12 protein-coding genes are annotated in these 10961 nt (G+C 32.7%); 8 read left to right on the top strand and 4 right to left on the bottom strand.

The window, feature by feature from the left end:
• Nucleotides 1-154 precede the first annotated feature (154 nt).
• From P8K68_RS06890 to P8K68_RS06875, 4 genes are all read right to left on the bottom strand, one after another.
• Nucleotides 155-460, bottom strand: a complete 306-nt coding sequence (locus tag P8K68_RS06890) for a type II toxin-antitoxin system RelE/ParE family toxin (protein ID WP_300248959.1) — start codon at nucleotides 458-460, stop codon at nucleotides 155-157.
• A complete protein-coding gene (locus P8K68_RS06885; RefSeq protein WP_300248958.1) occupies nucleotides 460-678 on the bottom strand; it encodes a hypothetical protein in 219 nt (72 codons plus the stop codon). Before P8K68_RS06885 ends, P8K68_RS06890 begins: the two co-directional genes overlap by 1 nt.
• A gap of 590 nt (nucleotides 679-1268) precedes the next feature.
• Entirely contained in the window at nucleotides 1269-2348 is a 1080-nt protein-coding gene (locus tag P8K68_RS06880) for a hypothetical protein (RefSeq protein ID WP_300248957.1), read from the bottom strand.
• A gap of 335 nt (nucleotides 2349-2683) precedes the next feature.
• Nucleotides 2684-3037, bottom strand: coding sequence for a 4Fe-4S dicluster domain-containing protein (locus tag P8K68_RS06875; protein ID WP_300248956.1), 354 nt, complete (start codon nucleotides 3035-3037; stop codon nucleotides 2684-2686).
• Nucleotides 3038-3135: 98 nt separating this feature from the next.
• On the opposite strand from P8K68_RS06875, the gene P8K68_RS06870 reads away from it, so the two are divergent.
• From P8K68_RS06870 to P8K68_RS06835, 8 genes are all read left to right on the top strand, one after another.
• Entirely contained in the window at nucleotides 3136-4194 is a 1059-nt protein-coding gene (locus tag P8K68_RS06870; RefSeq protein ID WP_300248955.1) for an acyl-CoA reductase, read from the top strand.
• A 76-nt stretch (nucleotides 4195-4270) separates the two neighbouring features.
• The gene (gene serC, locus P8K68_RS06865) at nucleotides 4271-5335 is read left to right on the top strand and encodes a 3-phosphoserine/phosphohydroxythreonine transaminase (protein WP_300248954.1); all 1065 of its coding nucleotides are present in this window, start codon (nucleotides 4271-4273) and stop codon (nucleotides 5333-5335) included.
• A 143-nt stretch (nucleotides 5336-5478) separates the two neighbouring features.
• Nucleotides 5479-6429, top strand: coding sequence for a D-2-hydroxyacid dehydrogenase (locus tag P8K68_RS06860; protein ID WP_300248953.1), 951 nt, complete (start codon nucleotides 5479-5481; stop codon nucleotides 6427-6429).
• Between the two features lie 124 nt (nucleotides 6430-6553).
• Complete coding sequence (locus tag P8K68_RS06855) at nucleotides 6554-7192, top strand: DUF937 domain-containing protein (RefSeq protein WP_300248952.1); 639 nt, start codon at nucleotides 6554-6556, stop codon at nucleotides 7190-7192.
• A 216-nt stretch (nucleotides 7193-7408) separates the two neighbouring features.
• Nucleotides 7409-7846 carry a DUF6146 family protein gene (locus tag P8K68_RS06850; RefSeq protein WP_300248951.1) on the top strand — a complete coding sequence of 146 codons (438 nt, stop codon included), beginning with the start codon at nucleotides 7409-7411 and terminating at the stop codon, nucleotides 7844-7846.
• Nucleotides 7847-7880: 34 nt separating this feature from the next.
• Nucleotides 7881-8183 (top strand): DUF6787 family protein, encoded by a 303-nt coding sequence (locus P8K68_RS06845; protein WP_300248950.1) that lies wholly within the window; start codon nucleotides 7881-7883, stop codon nucleotides 8181-8183.
• Nucleotides 8183-8515, top strand: coding sequence for a hypothetical protein (locus P8K68_RS06840; protein ID WP_300248949.1), 333 nt, complete (start codon nucleotides 8183-8185; stop codon nucleotides 8513-8515). The genes P8K68_RS06845 and P8K68_RS06840 overlap by 1 nt, the downstream gene beginning before the upstream one ends.
• A gap of 33 nt (nucleotides 8516-8548) precedes the next feature.
• Nucleotides 8549-10948 (top strand): TonB-dependent receptor, encoded by a 2400-nt coding sequence (locus tag P8K68_RS06835; protein WP_300248948.1) that lies wholly within the window; start codon nucleotides 8549-8551, stop codon nucleotides 10946-10948.
• Nucleotides 10949-10961 lie beyond the last annotated feature (13 nt).

Raw genomic sequence — 10961 nt, 5'->3', positions numbered from 1 at the left:
AAAAGGGTATAAACCTTTGTTAGATTACATTAATAATACGCAAACTTCAATTTGGTGAACCGCCGTATACGAGACCCGTACGTACGGTGGTGTGAGAGGCGCACTCTCCTCAATTATGAGGAGAGCCGTCTACTCGATTGTGTTTTCGTACTTTTTAATCGATTTCTTTTTTTAATTTATCAGGATTTTGTCGGGTGTCAAAAATTGTAATTATTTCTATTTCTTTTCGTTCAGCTATTATTCGGTAGAAGAAAGTTGTTTGCTTAGTTACAACACATTTATAAAGATTTTTAAATTCCGATGATTTCGGACAATTATCAGGTTGATTTGATATTTGTTTGATTTTATCGTCCAGTTTTGAGATAAACTTGTCACGAGTTTTTAAATTCCACTCTTCGAGTAAATATTGAGATAGTTTTAGAAGTTTTGATTCGGCAAGTTCGGATAAGAATACTTTCATTAAGAAATTTTCTTTAAGAATGACTCATAGGAAACCCTTTTTCCGTTATCCAATTCCTCAATACCTTGTTTTATTTCGGTTTGTTCAGTTAGAGTCAATTCGTCCCAAAAATCGACTTTTTCTTTTTTCACAAAGTCAGCTACTCTTTGGATAAAATCATTATTTTCTGTCTCCAAAATTGTTTTAAGTAGTTCAAGTTTTGTTGTTCGAATATCCATTTTAAAATTTTTTTTAATCAAATGTACAAAAAATATGATTTAGTTCGATTTTTTGTCAGTATGAAGCACAACGGTTTTCGTGTATGAGAAGTAGCGGGTTAAAAAGCTCTTCACTTTCAGTTTGGCACTGACTTTTATTAAAAGCACTGACCTTTTATTAAGCAATAAGCCGCAATTAATTATACACGTTGTGTGTGCCCAGCATGGGCATCTTTTATTTTACCGAAAGGTAAATAATTAATCTATAGGGTGCAAGTCCCTTATGGGCGGAGGTAACGCTTCGAACCATTAGTAAGTCGCAAGCTCGTTTGTCGTGAGACATTGAGTAAAGGAAGCGAAACTACAAAACTCGGTACTGACGAACAGGAATCCTTAAACGAAAAGGGTATAAACCTTTGTTAGATTACATTAATAATACGCAAACTTCAATTTGGTGAACCGCCGTATACGAGACCCGTACGCACGGTGGTGTGAGAGGCGGACTCTCCTCAATTATGGGGAAAGCCGTCTACTCGATTAGCACACGTTAATTAAGGTAATCTGTTTTAATATATATTACAGCACTTTTTATATAAATCCTTCATATTACGTTATTTGAAGTTTGAGATGTGTTTTCCAATGACTCTCATGTTATTCTCAGGATTTTCAAGATTTCTTGGATAATAATAATAAATCAAATGGTCAACATCTTTGTTAAGGATTTCAGGAAAACGTTTATCCATCAAAGCAACATCTTTATCAAGCATGTTGTGATTTTCAACCAGCCATAACGATTTTTTATTATTCTTTTTCGCTACCGGAAGAAATCTTTCACCTGCTCCTAATAGGGTTTTTGCTAATCCTTCTTGATGTCCTCCTTCGTTTTTCCCAGAATCATCTGCACTCCAAGGTCTACCATCACATCCAAAATAATCAAGATTTTTAATCGTTGCTGCGTTTTCTAGTACTTTTTGATTCATTTCTGAATAGAGAAACATGTGTGTTTGAATTTCAGGATATTTTTCTTTGATATGAGTATTTATCTCAGACCAAAAATCAGTGAATGCTTGATTATATAATTCTTTAGGAGCATTCTTTCCAAGTTTTTTAATTGCAGCTTCCGAATGATCCACAAAGTCATAAATTTTAGGTTCATCCCAAATAATACCTTTAATATTCCATAGATCTATAGCTTTTTCAAGGGAGGATTTAAAAAAATCGGCAACTTCGGGATAGAAGATACTGCAATTAACGCCACTAACCTCTGAATATGAAGGCTTTCCATCAGTATGCATCAACCAGGTATGTGGATTGTGTACAGCAAATAAACTTGGAACTTTAGGAGCTCCAGCCACTAACCCAGCCCATCTTGAAGGTACAATAAATAGTTTCATACCTAGTTTCTCAGCTTCGTTTGCAATAATGTCAATATTTTCAACAGCTGCAAACATGTCTTGTTCTAAAATTGCTAAATCTATTGCATCAGTTCCATGATCTGCCATCCATTTTAAATCTTCCCTAACATGTCTTGGAACCATTGTATACATATGTGCACGAAAGTAATAGCAACTTAATAATTTTTCATTTCTACGATTTAATGCAGGAACTTTATTTTGTGCAAATGCAAGTGGATTTATGGCTGTTATTGCTGAAGTGGCAGCTATAGAATTCAAAAACTTTCTTCTATTCATGTTGTTGTGTTTTTTACCTGACTAACATCACTTTTTGTAGTTATTATCAGTTGTTTATATTCTTATCAAATTTGTCATTTTCATCACATTTTCACCTTCCCCATTTGTCGTTTGCAATAGAGATTAATCGGCAACTTTGATGCGAGGAATGTTTGCCAACAATTAGATATGGTTGCGTTTTAATGAACTATATCGTTCGATAAGCGAAATTCGAATTTTCTTACCAAAATATCAAGTATTCTAAAGTCAAATTCAAAAAAAGTTATAAACAAAAAAAAAATCCCAAGCCAAAGCTCAGGATTCATTTATTATTAAAATATCGATGATAGAATCGACTACCCGTCTGGATGCATAAATTTTTGCTTCGCTAAAAGCTCTTCCTCAGTTTCAACAACATCTTCATCAGGCACACAACAATCTACCGGACAAACAGCAGCACATTGTGGTTCGTCATGAAATCCTTTACATTCGGTACATTTATCTGGAACAATATAGTAAAGCTCATCACTTATAGGTTCTTGTGCTTCATCAGCATCAACCTCTTTACCATTATTTAATACTACGGTACCATCTAAACTAGTACCATCTTTATAGCGCCAATCGTCGGCACCTTCATATATTGCAGTATTTGGACACTCAGGTTCGCAAGCACCACAATTTATACATTCGTCTGTTATTATAATTGCCATAGTAATTTTTTATCTTTTAAAATTCTAGAACTCTGTACAGAATCCTTAAATTTGCAATTGCAAAAATAAAGCCAAAACCATTCATAACCAAATTCAGGATGCAATTACAAGAAAGAATTAACGCTTTTGTAAAATTAGGAGATTTTTTAAGGCAATTTTCTAATGAAGTTACTCAAAAAGCGGATAATATCGAACATAACGAAATATTCTTCGATGGGTTTACACATCAGCTAAAACTAGCCGAAGAGTCCAATGGTTGGTTTACTGAAGAGACTATTAAATTCGCTTTTAAATCTTGGTCTGATGCTTTAACTTTTAATAATTTAAACACTTGGCTAGCCCCTTATAGCTTTGACAATATAGATTCAAAACAGGTGGCTATAATTATGGCAGGAAATATTCCTTTAGTTGGATTTCATGATTTTTTATCGGTACTAATTTCTGGTCATAACGTATTGGTAAAACAATCCTCAAATGACAAACACCTTCTGCCCTATTTAGCAAAATATCTGGAATATGTAGAACCAAAGTTTAAAGGGAATATAATATTTACTGAAGCTAAAATTGAAGGTTTTGATGCTGTAATAGCTACAGGAAGTAATAATACAGCACGTTATTTTGAATACTATTTTAAAAATAAACCTTCCATTATTAGAAATAACAGAAATTCGGTTGCTGTTTTAACAGGAGATGAAACGCCTGCCGAATTAAAAAATCTTTCAGAAGATATTTTTAGATACTACGGATTAGGGTGCAGAAACGTATCAAAACTCTTTGTGCCTAAAGGTTATAAATTTGACGCTTTTTTTGAATCCATTTACCATTGGCATCCAATTGTTGAAAAAGCAAAATATGCCAATAATTACGACTACAACAAAGCCGTATACTTAATGAGCGAATTTGATATGCTTGAAAATGGCTTCTTCATGATTAAAGAAGATGAAAGTTTCGCTTCGCCAATAGCAACACTCTTCTATGAATATTATGAAAACGAATCCGAAATAAAAAACATTTTAGAAATTAAAAAAGACCAAATTCAATGTATTGTTTCAAGTGGGTTTTCTAAAAAAGAAATTGCATTTGGAGACACTCAAAAACCTCAACTTTGGGATTATGCGGATGATGTGGATTCTATTAAATTTTTATTATCAATTTGACTAAAAAATTATTGAATTCTTAACAATAAATCCTTAATAAATTAGGAACTTTGCATCTTTAAATTTTACTACAAAAATGAAAAAACATAACTTTAGTGCAGGACCATCAATTTTACCACCAGAAGTATTAATAAAAGCTTCTCAAGCAGTTGTAGATTTAGATGACAGTGGTTTATCTTTAATTGAAATATCTCACAGAAGCAAAGCTTTTGTTGACATCATGGAAAATGCTAGAGCTTTGGCTTTAGAGTTACTTGGTCTTGAAGGTAAAGGCTATAAAGCTTTGTTTTTACAAGGTGGTGCAAGTACGCAGTTTTTAATGGTTGCTTTAAATCTTTTAGAAAAAAGAGCTGGGTATTTAAATTCTGGTGCATGGGCAGATAAAGCCATTAAAGAAGCTAAAATTTATGATGATATTTATGAAGTAGGTTCTTCAAAAGATGCTAACTATAATTATATTCCCAAAGGCTATGATGTGCCTTCTGATTATGATTACTTACACGTAACATCAAACAACACGATTTACGGTACTCAAATTAAAGATTTCCCAAAATGTGATATCCCTTTGGTTTGCGATATGAGTAGTGATATTTTTTCTCGCACACTTGATTTTACACAGTTTGGTTTAATTTATGCTGGGGCTCAAAAAAATATGGGACCTTCAGGAACTACTTTAGTGGTTGTTAGAGAAGATATTTTAGGTAAAGTGTCTCGTAAAATTCCATCAATGATGGATTATAAAATTCACATCAGTAAAGGTAGCATGTTTAATACACCTCCTGTATTTCCTATTTACACATCTATGTTAACTCTGGAGTGGTTGAAAGGTTTAGGTGGTATCAAAGCTATTGAAAAAGAAAACGAAAAGAAATCTCGTTTGATGTATTCTGAAATAGATTTAAACCCATTATTTAAAGGCTTCGCTGCTAAAGAAGATAGGTCAGACATGAATGCAACCTTTACTCTTGAGAACGAAAACTTAAAAGACACTTTTGAATCTATGCTAAAAGAAGCTGGTATTAGTGGTGTAAACGGACACAGAAGTGTTGGAGGTTATAGAGCTTCAATGTATAATGCTATGCCTTTAGATAGTGTAAAGGTTTTAGTTGAAGTAATGAGTGAATTAGAAAGTAAAGCGTAAAAATAGTTTGTAGTAATCAGTCGCAGTTTTCAGGGACTTACACAAACTTAAAAAATAAAAAATTAATTTAAAGTTGAATAATTAATCGTTCTAAGAACTTTTAACTTTTTTTAACTTTTAACTTTTAACTTTTAACATAGATAATGAAAGTATTAGCAAACGACGGAATTTCTCAAAGCGGTATTGATGCCCTAGAAAAAGGTGGTTATGAAGTAAGCACAACCACAGTAGCTCAAGAACAATTAATTAATTACATCAACGAAAAAGATATCACAGTTTTATTAGTACGTAGCGCAACTACCGTGCGTAAAGATTTAATTGATGCATGTCCAGGACTTAAAATTATTGGTCGTGGTGGTGTAGGTATGGATAATATAGATGTTGAATATGCAAGAGAGCAAGGTAAAAAAGTTATTAATACACCTGCAGCATCTTCACACTCTGTTGCAGAATTGGTGTTTGGCCACTTATACGGATTAGCACGTTATTTACATAACGCAAATAGAGATATGCCTCTTGAAGGTGATAGTAACTTTAAAGGCTTAAAGAAAGCTTATGCTAAAGGTACTGAATTAAAAGGTAAAACTTTAGGTGTTTTAGGCTTTGGTCGTATTGGTCAAGCTACAGCAAAAGTAGCTCTTGGTGCTGGAATGAAAGTTGTTGCATTTGATCCATTTTTAGAAACAGCTCATTTAGAATTAGATTTTTTCGATGGACAAACTGTAAACTTTGAGATAAAAACCATTTCAAAAGAAGAGGTTTTAAAACAATCAGATTTTATTACACTTCATGTTCCTGCTCAAAAAGATTATGTTATTGATGAAGCAGAATTTAACATGATGAAAGATGGTGTGATTTTAGCTAACGCAGCTCGTGGAGGTGTTCTTAATGAAATTGCACTAGTCAAAGCTATTGAAAGCGGAAAAGTAGCAAGAGCTGCTCTTGATGTTTTTGAAAAAGAGCCAAAACCAGAAATGCAATTATTAATGAATCCTGCCTTATCGTTAACCCCGCATACTGGAGCAGCAACTAACGAAGCGCAAGACAGAATTGGTACAGAATTAGCATCACAAATTATAAGTATCTTAGGATAGTATAAAACAAATTGTGACCAAAATAGAATTATTGAGTCCTAACTATATAAGTTGGGACTTTTTTTTGTACATTAAACTTCCAATTTTATAAATCTTTATTAATTAATTCATACAATAAATACACATGGCAGGAATTTTAGATTTACTAAGCAGTGACTTAGGAAAAACAATAATAAGCGGAGTAGCAGGTTCAACAGGAAACGATACAAATAAAACAAGCAGCGTATTAACAATGGCTTTGCCTGTTTTAATGAAAGCTATGCAACGTAATGCTTCAACACCGCAAGGTGCAGAAGGACTTATGGGAGCTATACAAGGGAAACACGATGGCAGGATTTTAGATAATCTTGGTGGATTGTTTGGTGGCGGCGTTGAGGATAATGTAAAACAAGATGGCGAAAAAATATTAGGTCACGTTTTAGGAGCAAAACAACATGGTGTTGAAAAAATATTAGGAGAAAAATCTGGATTAGATGCGGGTTCTGTTGCTAACATATTAAAAGTTGCTACACCAATTTTAATGGGGGTTTTAGGAAATCAAGCAAAACAACAAAACGTAAGTTCTTCCAATGCTATTGGAGATTTATTAGGCGGCATGCTTGGTGGAAATTCTGCTGAGAAAGAACAAAGTTTCTTAGAGTCTATTTTAGATGCTGATGGCGATGGTAGTGTTATTGATGATGTTGCAGGAATGGTTCTTGGAAATGCAAGTAAAAAAGGCGGACTTGGTGGTTTACTAGGTGGTCTTTTTGGAGGAAAGTAAAATTCTAAATAATTAATTCTACACAGAGCTAAACATTATGTTTGGCTCTTTTTTGTTAAAAACAGCTGGAAATTAATATCTTAGGTATAGTTTTTGTAAATTTATTATGAAAGCCAACCTTTTTACTCAATAAAAACCTTAGTAAACTCATTCTCTATTTTCACAAGAAGTCTTTAGTTATACTTCTGAAAAAGAAATAAAAATTAAATAATGCCCATGAAAAAAATAATTTACATCTTACTAGTCTCTGTTTTGATTATTAACTGTAATTCATCAAAAACAAGAATATCAAATAAGAATGAGCGTTTAGAGAGTTTAAAACAGAATGATACCGTTAAAATTGCTAATGAAGACATAGAGTATGAAATTATAATTATCGAACCTGGTTTTAATTTCTGGCTAGCAAGTAGGGCTAAACAACGAGGCTTTTACTCACAACAATTCTTAGAAAATAGAAATAGGCAGTATGTTATTGAATGGAATCAACGTGTGATGCAACCTCAACAATTTAACACAAACCTATATGAGTTACGAATCGATTATCAACAAGGTATCGATTATGGTTATGAGGTTAATTATGTACTTTACAACTACTTTATTTACTTTCAATTAACATACAATCAAAGATTAGGTCCTTTTGTTCCTAGAATTTAAAAAGCTTTTAATATTTTTGCATAAAATTGGAATCTTGGAAAAACTAAAAGAACGTTGGGGTATCGAACATAATTGGCAAATTATAGTCATATTTTGTGTGTTTGCCATTACTGGTTCTACAGCGTCTTACATTGGTAAACCTGTATTAAGTGTTCTAGATATTACAACCGAAAACTTTGGCAGTGTTGGCTATTGGGTTATTCGTATTCTTCTTCTTTTTGTTGTATATCAATTTTTACTAGTGTTTTTTGGTTGGCTATTTGGGCAACACAAATTTTTCTGGAATTTTGAAAAGAAAATGCTTCGTAGATTAGGCTTAAAACGTTTTGTAGATTAATGAAACCTATAAAGGAACATATTGTTTTTAGATTACTAACTGCTTTGTTGGTAATAACACTATTGGTTCCTACTGCAGTAAAATTAGCTCACGTTTTTGAGCATCATAATCACAAAGTTTGCCTAGGTGAAGATATTACGCATATTCATGAAGTAGATTTAGATTGTGAGTTTCAAAAATTTAGTAGAACCCATCACTTTCAATTATCGGAAGAATTTTATGAATTATTTCAAATTCCATCCCCTACTCGAACATACCATTTAACATATAAATTTCTTAATAATCATCGGCCTTTATCTTTCTCTTTAAGAGGTCCACCTGTTTTAGTTTAAAGTAAGTATTTATTTTTAAACTAAAATTTAGTAATGAAACACTATATAATGATTATAGCGTGTTGTTTATTCAACATTACCTATGGTCAAAACTGCAATTACAAGCTTTCTGGTAACGTGCGTGATTTCCATGATGGTTCTGCAATAACTGGTGCCACCATATATATTGAAACTCTCGACAGATATACTACATCTAATATTGAGGGAAACTATACTATTGAAAATCTCTGTAAAGGTCTTTTAATTCTTGAAGTATCACATTTAGGATGCGAAACAAAAAGAATAGAAGTTCAAATTAATGGCGATACTCAATATGAAATTAATATGGAACATCATATTGAAGAACTTAATGAAGTAAAAATAGACGCAAGTGGAAATCCGAAGTTAACTAAAACGTCTCAAGAAACTCAGTTAAAAACAAAAACACTTGAACGCTTTAGTGCTTTTAGTCTTGGTGATGCCTTAAAACAAGTAAGTGGCGTGTCATCAATTAATACCGGAAACACCATTGTAAAACCCGTAATTAATGGCTTGCATAGTAGCCGAATTGTTGTTATGACTAATAATGTGCGCTTGCAAGATCAAGAATGGGGTATTGAGCATGCGCCAAACATCGATTTAAATTCTGCAGGACATATAAACGTTATTAAAGGTGCAAATGCTTTAGCTTATGGCGGCGATGCTATTGGCGGTGTTATAGTCTTGAAACCTAAAACTATTAGTCTTAAAGATTCACTTTACGGAAAAACTATTTTAGGTGCGCAAAGTAATGGAAGCGGTTATAATGTATCATCTTCATTAACCAAATCATGGAAAAAAGGATGGTATGCAACTGGTCAAGGGTCCTATAAACGCTTTGGCGATTTTGAAACTCCAGATTATTATTTAACCAATACGGGCATGAACTCAAAAGGGCTATCTCTAAATACAGGGTTTGAAACTTTCGAAAAAGGGTTCAATATTTTTTACAGCTACTTAAATAATGAAATAGGCATTTTAAGGGCATCGCATATCGGAAGTGTTGAAGATTTAGTAAATGCTATTAATAGTCAAGAACCATTTGTTAAAGACGATTTTAGTTATGACATAAATGCGCCTAGACAAGAGGTAACACATCAAATTATCAAAGCGGATTTTTATAAACGCTTCAAAAAATTTGGTCGTTTAGAAGTTCAATACGATTTCCAAAATAACCAAAGGTTTGAATATGATGTTCGTGTTGGTGATGATAGAGATAAACCTGCGCTAGATTTAACTTTAAAAACGCATACCATAAAATCTGATTTAAAAATAGATTCTAAAACCAATGCTATTTATAAGTTTGGTGTAAACGCTAGTTTACAGAATAATTTTGCAAACCCCGACACGGGCGTAAGGCGATTAATTCCTGATTATGATAAATATGATTTTGGAATTTATGCGGTTTCAGATTTTAAACTAGGTGACAACACCAATTTAGATGTTGGCTTACGCTACGACTTTAACAGAATAGACGCTAAAAAGTTTTATAGAACGAGCCGTTGGGAAGAACGCGGATACGATGAAGATTTTGCAGATATTGTAATTGACGACTTAGGGACACAACTATTAACAAACCCTGTTCTTACGTATCATAATGTTTCGGCTTCCGCTGGAATTACCCATCAATTCAATGCTCATAATTCTGTGATTTTTAATTACGGACTATCAAACAGAGCGCCAAATCCTTCCGAATTATTTAGTGATGGTTTACACCACTCTGCAGCTCGAATAGAATTAGGCGATTTGCGTATAAAACAAGAAACATCAAACCGTATTGGTGCTTCGTATTTATTTAAAAATGAGAAACTATCCTTAAATCTGGAAAGCTTTTTAAATCATATTAACGATTATATTTTTATTAAACCCACAGGAACAGAATTAACCATAAGAGGTGCTTTTCCGGTTTGGGATTATGTACAAACAGATGCCCTATTATATGGCTTAGATGTAAGTGCTAATTATAAATTTAATAAGCAATGGTTTTTAAACAATAAAACAGCTTTTATAAAAGGTAGAGACCTCACAGAAAAAGAAGCTTTAATCGATATACCTGCTTTTAAAACGGTTAATTCGATAGGATACTCAAATAAAAAATGGCTAAATTTTAATGCCGAATTACAAAGTGAGTTGGTTTTGGAGCAAAATGCTTTTCCTGATAATAATTTTGAGGTATTTATTCCAACCACAGAAGAACTGGTATTATTAGATATTAGTTCACCACCTCCAACCTATCATTTAGTTCATTTTGAAAGCGATATTACGGTTAAACTTTCTAAAAAAACAGATTTAAATATAGGTCTGAATATTACAAACATTTTTAATACTTCTTATAGAGAATACCTTAATAGATTAAGATATTTTGCCGATGATTTAGGAAGAAATTTTATGTTACAATTAAAATTAAATTATTAATAATTAAAAAACA

Origin of the sequence: Algibacter sp., from assembly GCF_029245835.1 — a bacterium.
Classification (GTDB): Bacteria; Bacteroidota; Bacteroidia; order Flavobacteriales; family Flavobacteriaceae; genus Algibacter_B.
Note: the sequence above shows the minus strand (reverse complement) of the source record. Positions and strands in the feature narration are given on the sequence as shown.

Coding starts and splice junctions, on each gene's coding strand:
- P8K68_RS06890 (WP_300248959.1), bottom strand. CDS start 460: ATGAAAGTATTCTTATCCGAACTTGCCGAATCAAAACTTCTAAAACTA.
- P8K68_RS06885 (WP_300248958.1), bottom strand. CDS start 678: ATGGATATTCGAACAACAAAACTTGAACTACTTAAAACAATTTTGGAG.
- P8K68_RS06880 (WP_300248957.1), bottom strand. CDS start 2,348: ATGAATAGAAGAAAGTTTTTGAATTCTATAGCTGCCACTTCAGCAATA.
- P8K68_RS06875 (WP_300248956.1), bottom strand. CDS start 3,037: ATGGCAATTATAATAACAGACGAATGTATAAATTGTGGTGCTTGCGAA.
- P8K68_RS06870 (WP_300248955.1), top strand. CDS start 3,136: ATGCAATTACAAGAAAGAATTAACGCTTTTGTAAAATTAGGAGATTTT.
- serC (WP_300248954.1), top strand. CDS start 4,271: ATGAAAAAACATAACTTTAGTGCAGGACCATCAATTTTACCACCAGAA.
- P8K68_RS06860 (WP_300248953.1), top strand. CDS start 5,479: ATGAAAGTATTAGCAAACGACGGAATTTCTCAAAGCGGTATTGATGCC.
- P8K68_RS06855 (WP_300248952.1), top strand. CDS start 6,554: ATGGCAGGAATTTTAGATTTACTAAGCAGTGACTTAGGAAAAACAATA.
- P8K68_RS06850 (WP_300248951.1), top strand. CDS start 7,409: ATGAAAAAAATAATTTACATCTTACTAGTCTCTGTTTTGATTATTAAC.
- P8K68_RS06840 (WP_300248949.1), top strand. CDS start 8,183: ATGAAACCTATAAAGGAACATATTGTTTTTAGATTACTAACTGCTTTG.
- P8K68_RS06835 (WP_300248948.1), top strand. CDS start 8,549: ATGAAACACTATATAATGATTATAGCGTGTTGTTTATTCAACATTACC.